The 17,018-nt window shown below is 70.1% G+C and carries 12 protein-coding genes and 4 pseudogenes; 7 read left to right on the forward strand and 9 right to left on the reverse strand.

The features are described from left to right. From ACFWSK_RS19860 to ACFWSK_RS19875, 4 genes and pseudogenes are all read right to left on the reverse strand, one after another. Positions 1 to 208 (reverse strand): annotated as a pseudogene (locus tag ACFWSK_RS19860) (transposase); the annotation flags it as partial. 403 nt (positions 209 to 611) lie between these two features. Further along, on the reverse strand, positions 612 to 1,862 hold the full coding sequence (locus ACFWSK_RS19865) for a hypothetical protein (RefSeq protein WP_383787725.1): 1,251 nt from the start codon (positions 1,860 to 1,862) through the stop codon (positions 612 to 614). A gap of 314 nt (positions 1,863 to 2,176) precedes the next feature. Further along, positions 2,177 to 2,413, reverse strand: coding sequence for a hypothetical protein (locus ACFWSK_RS19870; protein WP_383787992.1), 237 nt, complete (start codon positions 2,411 to 2,413; stop codon positions 2,177 to 2,179). Positions 2,414 to 3,447: 1,034 nt separating this feature from the next. Continuing rightward, positions 3,448 to 3,897, reverse strand: coding sequence for an SRPBCC family protein (locus ACFWSK_RS19875; RefSeq protein ID WP_383787728.1), 450 nt, complete (start codon positions 3,895 to 3,897; stop codon positions 3,448 to 3,450). Positions 3,898 to 4,553: 656 nt separating this feature from the next. Between ACFWSK_RS19875 and ACFWSK_RS19880 the strand changes: the two genes are divergently transcribed. Together ACFWSK_RS19880 and ACFWSK_RS19885 are read left to right on the forward strand one after the other, a co-directional pair. Continuing rightward, positions 4,554 to 4,826: a hypothetical protein gene (locus ACFWSK_RS19880; protein ID WP_383787730.1), complete on the forward strand. Its 273-nt coding sequence runs from the start codon at positions 4,554 to 4,556 to the stop codon at positions 4,824 to 4,826. 1,002 nt (positions 4,827 to 5,828) lie between these two features. Next, positions 5,829 to 6,488, forward strand: coding sequence for a lysophospholipid acyltransferase family protein (locus ACFWSK_RS19885; RefSeq protein WP_383787733.1), 660 nt, complete (start codon positions 5,829 to 5,831; stop codon positions 6,486 to 6,488). 200 nt (positions 6,489 to 6,688) lie between these two features. Here the strand turns inward: ACFWSK_RS19885 and ACFWSK_RS19890 are convergent, their stop codons facing one another. Next, positions 6,689 to 6,844: a hypothetical protein gene (locus ACFWSK_RS19890; RefSeq protein ID WP_383787736.1), complete on the reverse strand. Its 156-nt coding sequence runs from the start codon at positions 6,842 to 6,844 to the stop codon at positions 6,689 to 6,691. 122 nt (positions 6,845 to 6,966) lie between these two features. Beyond that, positions 6,967 to 8,222: pseudogene (locus ACFWSK_RS19895) on the reverse strand (MFS transporter). Positions 8,223 to 8,323: 101 nt separating this feature from the next. On the opposite strand from ACFWSK_RS19895, the gene ACFWSK_RS19900 reads away from it, so the two are divergent. Both ACFWSK_RS19900 and ACFWSK_RS19905 read left to right on the forward strand, forming a co-directional pair. Next, positions 8,324 to 9,313, forward strand: a complete 990-nt coding sequence (locus tag ACFWSK_RS19900; protein WP_383787739.1) for a GlxA family transcriptional regulator — start codon at positions 8,324 to 8,326, stop codon at positions 9,311 to 9,313. A gap of 302 nt (positions 9,314 to 9,615) precedes the next feature. After that, positions 9,616 to 10,392 (forward strand): ATP-grasp domain-containing protein, encoded by a 777-nt coding sequence (locus ACFWSK_RS19905; RefSeq protein ID WP_383787742.1) that lies wholly within the window; start codon positions 9,616 to 9,618, stop codon positions 10,390 to 10,392. On the opposite strand, the pseudogene ACFWSK_RS19910 reads toward ACFWSK_RS19905, so the two are convergent. From ACFWSK_RS19910 to ACFWSK_RS19920, 3 genes and pseudogenes are all read right to left on the reverse strand, one after another. Then, positions 10,350 to 10,949 (reverse strand): annotated as a pseudogene (locus ACFWSK_RS19910) (hypothetical protein); the annotation flags it as partial. The gene ACFWSK_RS19905 and the pseudogene ACFWSK_RS19910 overlap by 43 nt on opposite strands. After that, positions 10,949 to 11,132: pseudogene (locus ACFWSK_RS19915) on the reverse strand (ABC transporter permease); the annotation flags it as partial. The pseudogenes ACFWSK_RS19915 and ACFWSK_RS19910, both read right to left, overlap by 1 nt. Positions 11,133 to 11,232: 100 nt before the next feature. After that, a complete protein-coding gene (locus tag ACFWSK_RS19920; protein ID WP_383787745.1) occupies positions 11,233 to 13,671 on the reverse strand; it encodes a GH92 family glycosyl hydrolase in 2,439 nt (812 codons plus the stop codon). A 219-nt stretch (positions 13,672 to 13,890) separates the two neighbouring features. On the opposite strand from ACFWSK_RS19920, the gene ACFWSK_RS19925 reads away from it, so the two are divergent. From ACFWSK_RS19925 to ACFWSK_RS19935, 3 genes are all read left to right on the forward strand, one after another. Continuing rightward, positions 13,891 to 14,163: a hypothetical protein gene (locus ACFWSK_RS19925; RefSeq protein WP_383787748.1), complete on the forward strand. Its 273-nt coding sequence runs from the start codon at positions 13,891 to 13,893 to the stop codon at positions 14,161 to 14,163. Between the two features lie 442 nt (positions 14,164 to 14,605). Next, positions 14,606 to 14,746: a hypothetical protein gene (locus ACFWSK_RS19930; RefSeq protein WP_383787750.1), complete on the forward strand. Its 141-nt coding sequence runs from the start codon at positions 14,606 to 14,608 to the stop codon at positions 14,744 to 14,746. Between the two features lie 696 nt (positions 14,747 to 15,442). After that, positions 15,443 to 16,981, forward strand: a complete 1,539-nt coding sequence (locus ACFWSK_RS19935) for a glycoside hydrolase family 43 protein (RefSeq protein WP_383787753.1) — start codon at positions 15,443 to 15,445, stop codon at positions 16,979 to 16,981. Positions 16,982 to 17,018 lie beyond the last annotated feature (37 nt).

Below are 17,018 nucleotides of genomic sequence, written 5' to 3' on the forward strand. Positions count from 1 at the left end.
GAGTCGCCAACAGGCGGTCGACGAAGACCAGCTTGTACTTTGCTCCGGCCCCCACAGCTCGCCGCCGGGGCCGCGCGGTCAGGACGGCCTGCTGTCGCTCATGCCACAACGGGCCAACCTCGGCGACGAGTTCAGCAATCACGTCGGCGGTCAGACCTGTGATCCGCTGGCTTCCGATGATCGCTGCACGTGCCCGGTTCCCCACCACACACTCCATGATCAACGATCAAGGGCCCGACGCGCCACCGCTAACCATGCACGAGCTCGTTAGTGAGGGCGCGGATGTGGTCGGTGAAGCCGGGACGGGCAGGGGCCGGGCGAAGCTCTCGACGTGATCGGGCGCGCCCATGGTCGGTGACCTTGTTGCGCATGCGGATACAGGTGTAGCCGGCCGGGTCCTCGGTGATCAGGAACTTGTCTTTGGTGCGCAGTAGTTGCTGGAAGAGTGATGTCGATCGCTTCTTCGACGTCTGGGCTTCTCTCGGACGGGTGGCCGGGTCGAGCGGGTTGCGCCGTGAGGTCTACCGGGGCACACCCGCCGCCCCACCGGGTCGCTACCGCTTCGCCGCCGTTACTGAGCCGCGGAGCGGCAGCGACCACTCACCTCGGGGTCACCAGTTCTTGTACTGGACGTCGCCGAGGTCACAGAACGTGCAAGCGATGCTCAGGAAGTCCTGCGTGCGCCGCAACTCCTCGTCGGCGAGGTGCCAGCGCAGCCAGGCGGTGATGATGTGCTGGCCGTTGCGGGTGGCCAGGATGTGGTCGGTGTCGTCGAGGACGTTGAACCACACCGGTACACCGGTGTTGGCGTAGTCGCGCTCCATGTTCGCGGTGGCGAAGTCCTCGTCACCGCCGACATAGAGAGCCGGGTTGCGCAGACCCGCCGGGCCGTTGCCGTCGAAGGAGCCGCCGGCCACGTGGATCGTGGTCTCGAGCCGCGGCTCGCCGGCTACGTCAAACGTACCGATCGACCCGCGCGAGTGGCCCCCGAAGGCCACCTCGGAGGTGTCGAGGTCCTGGTACAGCGGGCTGCTCGATGCGGCGTTCTGGTCCTCCAGCCAGTCGAGGGCATCGACCATGTAGTCGCCGCTGCTGGAGGAGACCTCGCTGTACACGACGAAGCCGTGCGACGCCCACTGCCGCAGCATGTCCTCGTAGTCCGCGGGGTCCGACCCCGCTCCCGGGCCCCAGACGAGAATCGGGTGGTTCACACCGTTCTGGCCGGCGTTCGTCGGGTACACGAGCCACCCGTCGTCACCGGGGCCCGCGGTGCTGTCGATGGTCACCGCGTACGGCCCCCGCGCCGTCACGTCCGCCACGGGAGGCAGGGAACCGGGAGGGGGGTCGGTCGGGCCCCCTCCGCCTTCGGCCTCGACGAGCACGTCGTCAACCGTCAGGGTCTCCAGGGCGCTGTTGGCGTCCAGGGAGAACCGCAGACGCAGGGTGCGGTTCGCGACGGAGGCCGGAAGGCGGAAGGACGCGCTGCCCGTGGCGGTGCGCGCCGACTCCATCGCGGTGAAGGCGCCGCCGTCCACCGAGTAGGCAGCCTTGAAGGACTCACCGAGGTCCAGGCCGGACGCGGCGCGGGTGTACGACACCCTCACGTCGCTGTATCCGGCGAGGTTGACAAATGCGGACGTCAGGGTCGGATCGGAGCCCAGCGACCCGCTCAACCGGGCGCCGTACGTGCCGGTGCTGACGGAACCGGAGGCGGCGAAGGTTCCGAGTCCGTTGGAGAAGTCCTCGCTGTACACGGAGGCGGCGGCCGAAGCTGGGGTCGTGGAGGCGCCGATGGCGACTACAGCCATCGTACTGACGGCCACTGCGCTGGCTGCTCGCAGGCGCCGGCTGAGGCGAGACATGTGATGTCCTTTCCAGGCTGCGCCGGTCGTCTGCTCCGGCGCTTCGTCGTGGCACGTGCGCGAGAGGTGCCCGTTCCGGATGACGCGAGCGTCGCTCGGCCCGAATGGCCGGAGGGCTTCTCCCGGCTGGTCCCTGGCGATTAGACCGGGAACCGTGCGAGGGGGAATCACGTAAATCACCGGTCTCCCCCGGCCGGGGCCCAGGGACGGGGCGGTCCGTGGCTCGGGGGGGGCGAAAGCCGGGTTCCGCTGCCTGCCCAAAGGCGAGCCGGGCGCCGGGGGCGTGCTGCATCGATCGAGGGTGAACCGGTCCTTCACGTCGTCTCGCGACGGAGCTCCGCACTGACATCGGTCGCGGCGAGGAGGACTCGCTGGCGGAGCAGCGCGAAGCCGGCACGTCCGAACATCTGGCGCTCGAGCCTCTTGATCCGGTTGTCGTGTGCTTCGACACCGGAGGTCCAGGGCAGGGTGTGCCAGGCCGAACTCGAGGTGTCCGCGGCCTGTGTTCCTGTCTCGGCGCTGTGCTGGAGGAGGTAGCGCTCCGAGGTCATGGCCTGCAGTCGGATGTTGGCTGCGTCGGCGATCTCTTCGAGACGGGAGGCCAGGGTGGTGACACGGTGATCGGCCTACTGACGGGCGGCTGCGGTCTTCTTCATGCGGTCTTCGGCTTCGAGCAGAGCGTCGGCTGCGGCATATGGATCGGCCGGGGTTCGAGGCCGGCCTCGAGCAGGTTGGGGGTCATCGTTGTCAGAGGTGGAGAGTAGGTTCCCGGGCAGGCCGGACTGCGAAACTGGAGGGGTGCTGATGGCGGGCGACGTCGTGGCAGGGTGCTGGCTTCAGGAGTTGCCAGCGGCCCCGTAGCGCACGGAGGAATGGTGCGCTGCGCTGCGAGACGCACCCATGAGCGGGTGCCGTCGTCCTGGAGGCGGCCCATGAACGATCACGTAAAGGACTGCTGGGCCGTGTCCGCGGAGTGCTGTCCAGGGCCGGCTTAGGGAGATCACCATCGGCGCCTAGGGCGTGCACCTGATCCGACACGCCCGCGGGGGCATGGTCGGCCGACTGCCGGAAGAAACCATCCAGGCCGCCCGGCGGCGCGACCCTCGCCGGGGCCAACGGCCGGCGTCCCGCGACCTGCCCGGGCTACGGCACACCTCGGCCTGGCCATGGCCGCAGCTCTGCGCGCAGCAGACCTGGTCGTCGAGACCCGAGGCGATGAATGGCTCCTTTACCTCGCGCCCGCCGCCGAAGCTCCGCCTCCTGAAACGGCCGAGCCGGCAACCTGAGCGGGCCGTCAACAGCTGGCCCTCCAGGTCGTGACCAGCCCAGGCAAGGAGAGTTGGGACCGCCCCGCATCTGGTCGCTCTCCGCCTCCGCGCGGCCTCCCGGCGGTGGCCGGACAGCCGCCGCGCCGCCGGGACGTATGGCGGTTCGGGTGACGGGGCCCAGGCTCGGCATCACGCCGCGGGCCCCGGGCCCCGTCAGCCGACCGGGGATCACCCACTCTCGCGTCGCCCCAGACCCGGGCCCTACGAGGGGGTGCCCGGCAGACCGGGGTTCACCCGGACGAGGCCGGGATCCGGACTCAGACCTCGCCGCGCCAGGATCCGGTCTCGCGCCCGCGGTCCTCCATGTACTCCTTGAACCGCTTCAGGTCGCCGGTGATCTGCCGCTTGACGAAGCCGAGCTTGTCCCCGACCGTCTCGGCGAAGCCGTCCGGGTCGTAGTCGAGCTGGAGCATCACCTTGGTCTTGGCGTCGTCCAGACGGTGGAAGGTGACAACACCGGCCTGCTTGACCTCGCCGCCCAGCGTCGTCCACGCGACCCGCTCGTCCGGGATCTGTTCGGTGATCTCCGCCTCGAACTCCTTGGTCGCGCCTCCGATCTTCGCGACCCAATGCGTCATGGTGTCGGTGCGCTGCTCGATTCGCTCCACACCATCCATGAAGTGGGGGAACGTCTCGAACTGCGTCCACTGGTTGTAGGCCGTGCGCACGGGGACGTCGACCTCGACGGACTCTTCGACCTTCGACACGGAGCGTCCTTCCTCTTCGTCGGCCGGGCGGTGCCCCGGCTGTACCCGGGGAGCTTTTCCCCTGCCAGCGCCCCTGCCCGCGTTGCCCACGTCCATGCCCCCGGGCGCATCCAGGCACCCGCCGGGTTCCCCGGCGGGTGCCTGGCTACAACTGGAGCACCTTCAGCGCTCCCCAAGGGCAGTCGGCTCCCCGTCGCACAGCCGGCACAGGCAGTGGGTGATGCGCTCCCCGCTGGGCTTCGCGGCCACGTCCACGTCGGCCACGTGCGGCAACCCGGTGTCCGGGGCGTCAGCCCCCCGACCCGCTGCACCGCCGTCCACGGCACGTCAGCTCCGGGCCCGGCGCCAAGGCTGTGGTGGCAGCTGTCCCTGCACAGAGGGACCAGACGTCACTCAGTCGCTGAATCTTGGTGCAGGTTGCCCACCCCGAAGCGCAGGTTGCCCACCCTCCGAGCCCGACCCACGCTGCTTCGCCGGCGACGCCTCGAGTTGCGAGCAGCACGGAACAAACCTCCACACCCCCTACATACCGCGTCGCCCCCTGCTGCGCCTGCGGACAGGGCAGCGGGATGGGCCTGCGTGGTCCGGGGCGCATCGGGTACGCGAGGTGCGACAACAGCCCCACCCCGCATCAGCACATCGACGGGAGTAACGACATGACTGACCGCAGGCCCGAGGGAACCGCCTACACCGGGGCGAAGGGCAGCCCGCCTCCGGTGCCCGCCGACATGCCCGACCAGCAGGTCCAAGACGGCGAGGACGCCCTTGACGTGATCCTCCCGCCGAGCGCAGAACGCCTCGAAGCGCGACCCGACGCCGAGCCTGACGCCGACAAGCCCGACCCGGACGAGGCAGGCTCGGGGCGCAACGGCGCCCGCAACGCGGGCGTCCACCCGGAGCACCCCACCCCGGACGAGCCGACGGGGTGACTCGCGGCCGGCGTGAGCGAGTTCGCGCTCCGCGAGGAGCAGGCATGCGCGGGCAGCGACCCCGCTGACGCCTGAGCCTCTCGACCACCTGGTCGAATCCGGATCCCTGACGCCCTCCGGGGGCGGTGAGACGGTCCCCTCACGTTCAGTAGGGACGCTCTCCCCGCCATTGCCGCCCTGCCCGTGGGGACGGCTCGCAGAGGGGCAGCGGGTCGAAGGTGAGCTCCCACTGGTCTCGGCTCTTGTCGATCACAAGCAGGAGGGGACCATCCGGGAGCCGGGCTCTCCTTGACCGGCGACCGCTCCAGGCGTGGACGAGCTCCTCGACGGGCGTCTCAACTCGTCGAGGGGTGTCGACCTTGTGGTGGTTCAGCCGGGAACCACCCCCTGTGGCGATCCGTCGCCCGGACTTTCAGCTCGGCAGGATCCTGCTGAACGCAGACGGATGACCTGTCAGACTTGGCGTGAGAGGCAAGGCGGTCGTGCGGTCCTGGCTGCCTGTTCGGCGTTCCTTTCACGGGCGGCACCGGCGCAGGAGTTGGAAGGGCAACTACCGCAGCGCCTCGACCGCATGAACGGCAGCCAGGCGATGCCTCGCCGAGCACGGCGCTGCCTCTCTGCTTCGTTCCACCAGCCGCAGGGAGGGGTAGCGGGTCGGCCGCGTGCGTCAGCAGGAAGACCTCATTTCTAGCTCGTTCTCATGCTCCTATGCACCGGCGGCGCACGGGGCGGCCGGGGATGTACTCCGGTGCGAGCCAGTGAGCAGTCCGGGCGCCGGGGTTCCTCACCATCTGCGGTCTGGAACCAGTCTGCTGGCTGGAGACTGAGCCCTTGACCCAGGCGCGGCTGTGCGCCACGCGGTGAGTTATCCGGTGGCGGAGTCCATGGAGGCCGCCGGTGGCCTGCGCGGCGGCTCAGAAGGGATGAGTACGAGAACTCAGGCCCCGGGAGTGGCGCGGAGCGACGATGGATCATCTCGCCGCCCGAGCCCCGAGGAGCACCGTGCTCAGCCGTATCGCCGCCACCGTCGTCCCCGCCCTCGGCAGCATGACGACGTCGGCCGAGTTCCCCGACTTCCAGGGCCCTGGCATCCTCGTCGCCAACCACACGTCCCTGGCCGACCCCGGCATCGTGCTGGCGGCGCTCCGTCGCGTCGGCATCGAACCTGTCATCCTTGCCACCGCCGGCCTGTGGCGCATCCCCGTCCTGCGCTACCTCCTGGACCGTGACGGGCACGTGCCCGTCCACCGCCGCACAGCCCGCGCCGCCGACGCCCTGGACGGGGCGGTGGCTGCGCTCCGCGCGGGCCGCCACGTTCTCATCTACGGCGAGGGGCGCCTCCCGAGCCGCACGGACGCCGCCGAAGCAGCCCCCGAAGCGTTCCGAAGCGGCCCCGCCCGTCTCGCCTCCGCTTCTGGCGCCCCCCTCATTCCGATCGGTCAGGCCGGTGCCCGCAGGATCACCTCGGGCAGCCACACCAAGCAGCTGGCGGGGCTCCTCACGGCGCCCCTCCGACGCCCCCGTCTGCACGTCCACATCGGCGCTCCGCTGATGCTGCCCACCGAGATCGACGCGGCGAGCGCGGTCGCCCATCGCGCTGTCACCGAAGCCTGGCGCACTGCCGCCCTGCACCTGGGCGAGCCGGCGGCACTCGCAGCCTGATCAGCCGTCCCGGCAAGTCCGCACGCATGATCAGCCCGCATGAGGCAGGCCGGAGCTGCGGCAGCCGACCCCAACGCGCTTCACCCACCTGGACAGGGTCCGCGCGGCGCGCTTTGCCTTACGGAGGATCAACTGCACTCCCATGCCTGGACGCGTAGATCCCAAGTTGCAGATCGCATCGTGTCCCTTGGATCGGCCGCTCAGCCGATCAGAACCTCGGTGATCTTCCCAGTGGTCTGCGCGGCGACCCGCGGGTTGACCGCAGCGTGGGAGGTGTAGGCGCGAGTTGCACCGCAGCCCTTCTCGGCCTGCTCGATGGCTCCGGCGTGACGGGGCAGGCGAACGTACATCTCCACGCCCGGCCGGTAGATCAGATGGTCCGAGTCGGCCGAGTCGAGTAAGCGGTAACCGTAGCAACACTGGCGTACGGCGAGGCGGCGTTACGCGTTCGAGAGGACCGCCGCACGCAGCGTCGGCCCTACTCTGCGGACCGCGCCGAAGACGCCGTCTCTCGGTTGGATGACATCAAGGGCGTGTCGTCTGCGGTGGAAGTGCGACGGATGACCAGAGAAAGCAGCGCGGCTGCGGCGCAGGCGGCACCGAGCAGAACCCAGACCAGGTCGTAGCTGCCGAATGTGTCGCGGGTGACGCCACCGAGGAAGGCGGCCAGGGCTGCGCCGATTTGGTGAGAGGCGTTGACCCAGCCGAAGACAATGGCGCTGTCCTCGCCGTAGAACTCGCGGCACAGGGCGATGACCGGTGGGACTGTAGCGAGGTCGAGGAGGCCGAAGGCGACGACAAAGATCATCATGGCCGGGCTGACCGTGGCCGCCATCATCAGCGGAAGGAGCACCAGCAGGACCGCGCGCAGGGCGAAGTAGACGGCGAGCAGCCGGCGGGCGTCCATGCGGTCGGTGAGCCAGCCGGAGGCGATGGTGCCGGCGACGTTGAAGATGCCGATGAGTGCGAGGAGGGTCGACGCGGTCGTGACAGCCATACCGTGGTCATGAGCAGCCGGCGTGAAGTGGGTCCACATGATGCCGTTGGTGGTGGCGCCGCAGATCGCGAAGGTGCTGGCGAGTAGCCAGAAGGGAGCGGTACGCATGGAGTTGCGGAGCACGGTGATGGTGCGCCGGGCGACACCTGTGGCGGGTGGCGGCTTGGGTACGAACTCTGGACTGCCGTAAGGGCGTTGGCTGACATCGGCAAGATGGTCGCGCAGGATCAGCCAGACGATCGGGGCAACGGCGAGCGCGGCTAGCGCGAGAGTGATGGGGGCGGGGCGCCAGTCGTAGTGGTCGATGGTCCAGGACAGTGCGGGCAGGAAGACCATCTGGCCGAAGACACTGCCCGAGGAAACCAGCGGTTGGTGACGGTGGCGCCGAAGGCCATACCCATGGAGCCGGTGCCGACTCCGACGAGGAAGCCCCAGAAGAGGGTGAACTGCCACGAGGAGCTCATCTGCGTGGTGAGCAGGGAGCCGGCCGCGACCGTACTGAGAGCTGCGACGACCACACGGCGGATGCCGAACCGGTCCATGAGTGCGGCGGCGAATGGTGCGGTGATCCCGTACAGGACCATGTTCACCGAGGAGGCAAGGCCAATGGTGCCGCGCGACCAGTGAAACTCCTGCTGGAGGGGGCCCAGGAGGATGCCGGGCATCGTGGAGAAGGATCCGGCGACCACGAGGGCGAAAGCCGCGACTGCGGCGACCCACCAGGCTCGGTGCCCCAAATACCGGCGTCCGTATACCTGTGCGGTTCGCTCCGCGTCAGCGTGCTGCTGCGGGCTTCGGTGGCGTCCGATCTTGTCCTCCGTAGTGCAACAATCTGGCCATGGGTGAGGTGAATGAGGAGCCGGTGGTGCACCGGGTGGTGACGCTGGTCCGTCCGGGGCTGCTGCCGATGGAGCTGGGCATCGTCCACCGACTGTTCGGAACGGCGATGGACTACGACGCTCGGCCGTTGTACTCGGTGGTGACCTGTGCCCCGGAACCCGGCGAATTGGCGACGGACGCGGACTTCACGGTGAAAGTGCCTCACGGCCCGGAGGCGTTGGAGAACGCCGACACGGTTCTCGTTCCGGCCGCGGAGGAGGACTACGGACCGCAGGAACGGGGGCGGCTGGCGGAGCCGGTACGTCGAGCGCTGGAGCGCATCCCGGCCGGGGCCCGGGTCGCCTCGATCTGTACCGGGTCGTTCGTACTGGCGGCGGCCGGGCTGCTGGCAGGGCGGCGGGCGACGACGCACTGGAAGTCGTGCGACGAGTTCCAGGCGCTGTACCCGGAGGTCGCTGTCGACCCGGACGTTCTGTACACGGACGACCGGGGTGTGCTGACCTCGGCGGGGGTCGCCGCCGGCATCGACCTGTGCCTGCACATGATCCGGAGCGACCACGGCGCCGACGTGGCGAACACGGTCGCCCGGCGCACCGTGGTAGCGCCGCACAGGGAGGGTGGGCAGGCTCAGTACATCGAGCAGCCGGTGCCCGAGCCGGGAGGCAGCTCGACGGCAGCCGCCCGCGACTACGCCCTCGGTCACCTGGGGGATTCGCTGGCTCTGGAGGACCTGGCCCGTGCGACGTCGATGAGTGTGCGGACGCTGAGTCGGCGATTCCTCTGTGAGACCGGGACAACTCCGATGCGCTGGCTGACTGCCCAGCGGCTCCAGCTCGCACGGCAGTTGTTGGAGCGGACCGACGAGCCTGTGGACCGGATCGCCGCACGGGCGGGATTCGGCACGGGCACTGCGATGCGTCAGCACTTCCGGGACGTACTGGGCGTATCGCCGCGCACGTACCGCAATACGTTCCGGGGAACGGAGTGAGCAGTACGCGCGCGGCACTTCTGCCAGGCGCTCAGGGCGTCAGAGGCGCGAGTGGACCGATCCGGTGGAGCACCTCGTAGTGATGCTCCCCCGGCAGGGCCGCTCCGGCAAGGAGTCGGGGTCAGTGTCCAGGCAGGCGAGTAGGTGCTTCGGGCATCAGGCCTGTTGGTGCACGGTGACGTCGTACAGTGCACGGTGACGTCGTACAGTGCACGCCGATGCGACGGGAGGGCGTGTCACCACTGCCCCCGAGGGACGCGACCGAGTGCAATATCGGGTGTGCCGACTGCTGGTCGTGAGCGATGCTCGGTGCCGTGACTCTCCTTCTGCCACCCCGTCTCACCGCCTCCGCGCAGGCGCTGCGTGATGCCGCTCGGCGTCGCGGCCTGCCGACAGTGCAACTGCCTACGTCGGCCGTGCCGGCCGATCTGCACGCCGAGCATCTCCACTCCGGGCCCGGCTTCGCGGACATCGTGGCGCCTGCTCTGAACATCGCCCTCCTGCAGGCCCCCGAGGATTGGCTGGCCCGTCTGCCCCGCCAGTACACCGGGCGCGAGATCACCGTCGCTCCGATCCGCGAGGCCTACCGCCTGCGTCGGCCCGCGTTCATCAAGTCTCCTAACGACAAGCAGATACCCGCGCTGATCTACACCGACGGGTCACGGCTGCCGGGCCCGGACTCGGTGGATCCGCACACACCGGTGCTCATCAGCGACGTGGTGGAGTTCGCCACCGAGTACCGGCTGTACCTGCTCAACGGCACGGTGCACACCGGTAGTCAGTACGCGCAGCACGGGCGGCTGTGTCTTGGGCCGCTGGGCAAGGACGCGGCCGCCTTCGGGGCGGAGCTGCTCGCCGAGTGCCGCGACACGTTGCCCTCCGCCATCGTGGTGGATGTGGGCATGGCTGACGGGCGCTGGTCGGTGATCGAAGCCAACGCCGCCTGGGCAAGCGGCATGTACACCGCTGATCCGCAGCGGGCCTTGGACGTTGTCCTCCAAGCCGCTGGACCGGCCGAAGCCGTCAGACCTGGCGATCACCGGTTCCTCCGCATGCCCGGCCCGTTCCCTGACGCATGAGATCGCCCGCGGGCAGAGTAGCCACCGGGTCGGCGTCCGGACCTGAGGCGCCCGCGCCTTGGCCTACTCCGCGCCCCTTTTCCGCCCGGCGCGGTGTCGATCAGGCTCCCAGGTGAGGGAAGCGCAGTTCGGTGCGGCTGCGTGCGCTGTCGCCGGGGCGCGGTACGGGGCTGGGTACCTCCCCGGATGACCAGGCGGTAGCCGGGACGTGGCCTGCGTGGTTCGGTCGCCGGTTTAACGGAAAGACGTTCGACCTGGCTGTCGGCGGCCAGGCGGGCGATGGTTTCCTCGTCCGAGGTGATCCCCGAGGCGGTGAGTTCCTCGCGCCAGCCGCGCAGCCGCAGGTGCGTGGCCCGGCGTTCGCGGCCGGTGCGCGATCTGAGGAAGGCGATCCCGCGGTGGCCGAGGGCGACGAGGTGGCGGACGGCGACGCGGGCGGCGGCCACGTTGTCGATGGCGATGTGGTCGCACGGGGCCTCGTACTCGCGCTCGCCGAGCAGGACCAGCGGCGCGGTCTCGGTGCGCGCCATGAGGTCCTCGGTCTCCAGGTGGATGGGGCGGCGAGGAACCCGTACTGCGACGCCCAGGCGACGAGGACCCCGCCCAGGGCGAAGACCGATCCGACGGACAGGGCGATTCCGCCGGTGATGAACGACCATGGTCATGCCGAGCGCGACCACGGCGAGGAACGACGCCTGGATCGTCAGGCCGTGGGCGTCGTCCAGGGAGGCGAAGGTCGGGTCGCTTCCGGCCTTCCGATCCGGCGGGCGCGCGGCATCCGGGCCCCGGCGAGCGTTCACGTACCGCTCACCGGGGTCCGGGACTCCTTCTGGCAGCGTCCTACTGCGGCAGACCCGCAGGTCCGGTGGCCCAGTCGGTGTTCGGCTGCTCGGCGAGCCGGTAGGTCAGGGACCCGCCCCGCGTGATCAGCCGGTCATCCGTCCACGACCGGTCGTGGGCCCGCCCGTCGACGCGCACCGCGTCGATGTACGGACGTGTCGGTCCGGCGTCCGTGGCACTGATGGTGATGTCGCCCCCGCGCGGCCGGTCGAGCACCGCGCGCGGGAACAGGGGTGCGCCCAGCAGCATGGTGGCGCTGCCCGGCGTCCGCGGATACAGTCCCAGCGCCGAGAAGACGTACCAGGAGGACATCGTGCCCAGATCGTCGTTGCCAGGGAGCCCGCGCGGGCCCGTGCCGTAGACGGTGTTCACGATCTCGCGCACGGTCTCCTGGGTCTTCCAGGGCTTCCCCAGAGCGTTGTACAGCCACGGGGCGTGGATGCCGGGCTCGTTGGTCGGGTCGTAGCGCAGCGCGTCGCCGCCCTTCACGGACCAGGACCCGTCGGCCTTGTGGAAGAAGGCGTCGAGCCGCTTCGCCGCCACGTCACGGCCTCCCATCGCGTCGGCGAGCCCCTGCACGTCCTGCGGAACCATCCAGGTGTACGTGGCACTGGTGCCCTGGGCGAAGCCCCGGTCGCTACCCGGCCCGAACGGGGTCAGCCAGGAGCCGTCGAGGTTGCGGGCCTGGATGTAGCCGGTCGTTCCCGCCCCGTCGCTCGCCTCCGGGTTGAACACGTTGCGCCACCAACGGCCACGCTCCTCGAACGCGTCGGCCTCCTCGTCCCGCCCGAGCAGCCGGGCCCAGCGGCCGAGGGCGTCGTCGGCGACCGCGTCCTCCAGGGTCTCGGCCGCACCGCCCCAGCAGTGGCAGACGTCCTGGGCCGCGTAGTGGGACTCCAGGTACTGCGCCAGGTTGGGCCGCTGCCCCGTGCACTGTCCGGGGCATCCGGCGTCGTTCAGTCCGTCCGGGTGGGGCACGGTGGCCTGGCGCGCCAAGGACTCGAAGGCGCCCTCGTAGTCGAAATTGCGTACGCCCATCGCGTAGAACGTGGCGAGGGTGGCCGCCGAGGGGTCGCCCGTCATCACGTGTGTGGCACCGTTGACGTGCACCCACCGGTCCCAGACGCCGCCGTTCTGCCGGGCGAAGTTGTACAGCGACTGCGCGAAGTCTCCCGCTATCCGCGGTTTGAGCAGCGCGAGGAGCTGGATCTGGGCGCGGTACTGGTCCCAGCCGGAGAAGTTGCTGTACTGGGCTCCCTGACCGCGCCTCACGCGGTGCGGGGTGCCGTCCATACCCGGATAGCGGCCATCGGTGTCGCTGATCAGATTCGGCTGCATCAGCGAGTGGTACAGCGCGGTGTAGAAGGTGGTGCGCTGATCCTCGCTGCCGCCGCCGACACGTACGGAGCCGAGCTCGCGGTCCCACGCGCGGGACCCGGCCCGGGCGACGTCGTCCACACTCGCCCGGGGCTCGATCTCCTGGCGGAGGTTGGCCTCGGCCCCTGCCTGGCTCACGTAGGAGATGCCGATGCGCATGCGGACGTCGGCGTCGGTGGCGGTGTCGAAGCCGACCCAGCCGCCGGACCCCTTTCCGGCCCGGGCGGCGCCGGTGGCGTAACCCTCGCCGCCGCTCCCGGTGGTCGCACCAGGCGCGAGGGTGCCGTCGCGCCAGGTGCCGGTCGAGGCGAAGTCACGGTCGAAGGAGGCGCTGAAGTAGAGCCGGTAGTAGCTCTTGCGGTTGTTGGTACCGCCGTTGGCCCGTCGGCCGCAGAACGCGCCGGTGAGCACCGAGCCCGTCACCTTGCGGTGCGCGGTGTCGATCTCGATCTCGGCGTCCTCGCTGCCGTTGAGGGAGTTGGACACCCGGAAGAGCAGGTTGGCGGGCCTGCCCGCGGGGAAGCCGAAGTCGGCGACGCCCGCGCGCTCGCTGACCGCCAGATCGGCGGTGGCGCCGGAATCCAGGCCGACGCTGTAACGGCCGGGTACAGCACGCTCGTTGGCGTGCGAGAAGTTCGACGCGTAGACGGCGTCCTTGGTGTCGGCGGACGGCGAGGAGGTGACGTCACCGACGAACGGCATGATCGGCACATCACCGGCGGCGCCCGGGTTGCACCCGGCGCCGTTGACGTGCGTGAGGCTCAGCCCCCGCATCCGGGTCACCCCGTACTCGTAGCCGTTGGCCGCTCCGGTACTGGTCTGGTCGCCCGTGGTGCTGGTCGGCGACCAGGCGATCATGCCGTACGGGAGGGTGGCGCCGGGGAAGGTGTTGCCTCCGTTCGCGGTGCCGATCAGCGGGTCGACGTACGCGGTGGGCCGTGCGACGAGCGCGTCGGCCTGGGCGGCCGGCGGCATGACGGCGCCGGCGAGCGCGCCGGTGAGCACGATCGCGGCGGCTCGCGCCGCGAGGCGCCGGGCCGCGCGGGACGGTCTGGACGGCATGTCTCGGGTACCTCCGACAGATCGGGGACAACGTTGTCAATGCTGCCTTGACGGAACGGACAGCGTTGATCGATTCGGGCCGAGCGTAGGTGCCCGCGGCGTGCGAGGGAATGCCACGGCCGAGGTCCGCGGTGAACGAGTGGTGAACGGACACCGCCGGCGCTTCCCCTGACACCATGGAAGCCGTCGGCCGACGCCCAGGGCCCGGAGGGGAGAGACGTGATCCACTGGACGTACGCCTTCATCGCCCGCCCCGCCGCCGGGCGCGCGGACGCCTTCTGGGTGACGGTCACCGGAACCCACGTCTCGGCACCATGGGGCGACCGCGGCGAGTTCACCACCCTGCTCCCGGACGGGGCCGACGCCTGCTTGGTGACGCAGGCCGTCGGCGTGCCGGGCGGCGCGCATCCCGATCTGGCCGTGGAGGACGGCAATTCACGGCGCGGGCCTGCGACCTGGGTGCCGTGGCCGAGGCGCGGAAGCCGGAACTGACCGTGCTGCGCTCCCCCGGCGGCCTGCCGTTCAGCGTCGTGCCCTGGCGCGGGGCAGCGCATCCGGCCGCCGGTGTTCACGGCTCCCGGGGGTGTGGCCAGTCGACTGGACCAGCTCTGCCTCGATGTGTCCCCGTCCGCGTTCGACGCCGAGGAGGCGTACTGGACGACGTTGACCGGCTGGGACTCATGCCCCGGGGGAGCACGCGAAGTTCCATGCCCTGCACCCGCCCCCGCATGTGCCCGTCCATGTGATCCTCCAGCGGCTGGACGAGTCCCGTCCGGCTTCGGCCCATGTGGACGTGGCGTGCTCGACGATGGGCGCACCGGTCGCCGGCCGTCTGGGAGGTGTACTGGCTGCGCCGCCACCACGGGCTGTCCCTGCGCGCGGCACTAGCGGACTGAGATACGTCTTCCCCGCTCTGCACCGCCATGGTCGCGAGGTGGCCGGAACCTACGTAGTCGGCGCTGTCGTCCGTAGCGGTCACCAGGACCGCACCGGCCTCGGACGCTTCTTCGGCGCCGCCGACGTCATTACCGAAGGCAACGCGGCCAAGAAGGTATCGCCAGGGTCCGCGACCTGACCGGCGGACCCGGCGCCCGCACCGTACTGGAAGACGTCGGGCACATGCCCCGCCTACGAGTTCCCCTTGGGTCCACTCTTCCCGGCGGAGTCATCAGCCGCGTCGGTGTCCCCCTGCAGGGGGATGCCCCGCCGAGCTCGACTGCCTCTTCGGCCCGAACATCCCCCTCACGGCGGCCTCATCCCCGTCCACGCCCACATCGTAGGGCTGCTCCCCCGCTCAATGGCGGCGTCGTCGAACTCGGCCGCGCATTGGGCCACACTGCGCCTTGGATGAAGCATCCGGGCGACCGGACTGCCACGCCGTCAGAAACCCGCTCCGGTCCGTGGTCGAGCAACGCGCCCTGTCATGAGCCACGCCGACGTCCTGCGCAGGCGGACGAGGAAACAACGGCGCATGAGCCCGTCGCAGAGCCGCTCCGGCGACCCTCACGGATGACCGTCCGGTTCGTCGAAGCGCTTCGATCGAATTACCTGAAAACGGTGGCCAGTGGCTCCGATGCAACGCGCGCATGCGCGACCCCGACCAGGGATGAGTCGTATCGCAAGGCTGTTGACAGCCCGCTACTCGAGTGCCATCTTCGAAGCGCTTCAACGATCCTGGCGCTGGGGCCCGTACGCCGGACGGCCTGCCCCTTTGCCCGCGCCCGTCCGACTGCGCGACCGCGCCCCCATCGACGGACGAACAAGGACGAACATGGTGCTCTTCGACAATCCTGTGATACCCGGCTTCAGCCCGGACCCGAGCATCTGCCGCGTGCGCGACGACTATTACGTGGCGACGTCCAGCTTCGAGTACGTGCCCGGCGTACCGCTGTGGCACAGCCGCGACCTCGTGCACTGGCGGCTGATCGGGCACGCCCTGGACCGGCCCTCGCAGCTGGCGCTGCCGGACGAAGCCCCGTCCTCGTGCGGGGTGTACGCGCCCACACTGCGCTACCACGACGGACGGTTCTGGATGATCACGACCGTGGTCGCCGGAGCGGGCAACGTCCTGGTGACAGCGAAGGACGTCGCCGGTCCGTGGTCCGAACCCGTACCTGTCGCCATACCCGGGATCGACCCCGATCTGGCCTGGGACGACGAGGGGCACTGCTGGTGCGTCTTCTCGCACGACGGGATCCGCGGCGTACGCATCGAACCGGAGACGGGCGAACTGCTCGGCGAGCCCGTGGCCATGTACTCGGGCAGCGGGCTGCAGTACCCGGAGGGCCCGCACCTGTACCGGATCGGCGACTGGTGGTACCTGCTGCTGTCGGAGGGCGGCACGGAACGCGGTCACGCGATGTCCGTGGCCCGTGCCCGCACCCTGCCGGGGCCGTTCGAGCCGCACCCCGACAACCCCGTGCTGTCCCACCGCAGTACGAGTCATCCCGTGCAGAACACCGGCCATGGCGATCTGGTGCAGGCACATGACGGGACGTGGTGGATGGTTCTGCTCGGCACCCGGCCGCGCGGTGACACTCCGAAGTTCCACGGCATGGGCCGGGAGACGTTCCTGGCGCCCGTCCGGTGGGAGGACGAGTGGCCCCTGCCGGGACCGCTGGAACTCCGCGCCCAGGCACCCGCGTTGCCCCCGCACCCCTGGCCTGCCGAGCCGGCTCGCGACGACTTCGACGCTCCCGTACTCGCCCCCTGCTGGATGTCACTGAGGCGGCACGAACCGGGCACCGTACGCCTCGACGACCGGCCGGGCCACATGGTGCTGCACGCCCGCGCAGACAGCCTGGACAAGCCCGGCGCGGTGTTCGTGGGCCGACGCCAGCGCGATCCCGATTGCAGCGCGCGAACACGTATCGAGGCGGGCGAGAGTGACCGGGGCGGTATTGCCGTGCGCCTCGACGAGGCGCACCACTACCAGGTGGAGACCGGCGAAGGCACCGTGCGGGCGGTCGCCAGGATCGGTCCGTTGCGTCAGACCGTCGCCGAACGGGCTGTGCCTCCGGGCCCGTTGACGCTACGGGTCGACATCACCACCACCGAGATCCTGCCGCCCACCGTCACGGCCCGCCCCACGGAGCCCGGGGGCCCGCTCCCGGCCGGCCTCCGCGTCGGCGGCCCCGACACCCTCCGCCTCGGGTACGAGACCGAAAGCGGGAAGTTCGAGATCCTCGCCGAACTCGACGGCCGCTACCTCACCACCGAGGTCGCCGGCGGCTTCACCGGCCGGGTCCTCGGGATGTACGCGACCCAGGGTGCCCCTGCCTTCGACTGGTTCGAACTGCGGTCGGCCTGACGGTGTCCCGAGCCGTGGCCCAGTCCCCGACTAGGCG

This window comes from Streptomyces sp. NPDC058620 (assembly GCF_042717135.1).
Lineage (GTDB): Bacteria > Actinomycetota > Actinomycetes > Streptomycetales > Streptomycetaceae > Streptomyces.

What these genes read in the sequence shown, in the direction of transcription:
- ACFWSK_RS19865 (WP_383787725.1), bottom strand. Translation starts at nt 1,862, where the DNA reads ATGTCTCGCCTCAGCCGGCGCCTGCGAGCAGCCAGCGCAGTGGCCGTC.
- ACFWSK_RS19870 (WP_383787992.1), bottom strand. Translation starts at nt 2,413, where the DNA reads ATGACCTCGGAGCGCTACCTCCTCCAGCACAGCGCCGAGACAGGAACA.
- ACFWSK_RS19880 (WP_383787730.1), top strand. Translation starts at nt 4,554, where the DNA reads ATGACTGACCGCAGGCCCGAGGGAACCGCCTACACCGGGGCGAAGGGC.
- ACFWSK_RS19900 (WP_383787739.1), top strand. Translation starts at nt 8,324, where the DNA reads ATGGGTGAGGTGAATGAGGAGCCGGTGGTGCACCGGGTGGTGACGCTG.
- ACFWSK_RS19905 (WP_383787742.1), top strand. Translation starts at nt 9,616, where the DNA reads ATGCTCGGTGCCGTGACTCTCCTTCTGCCACCCCGTCTCACCGCCTCC.
- ACFWSK_RS19920 (WP_383787745.1), bottom strand. Translation starts at nt 13,671, where the DNA reads ATGCCGTCCAGACCGTCCCGCGCGGCCCGGCGCCTCGCGGCGCGAGCC.
- ACFWSK_RS19935 (WP_383787753.1), top strand. Translation starts at nt 15,443, where the DNA reads ATGGTGCTCTTCGACAATCCTGTGATACCCGGCTTCAGCCCGGACCCG.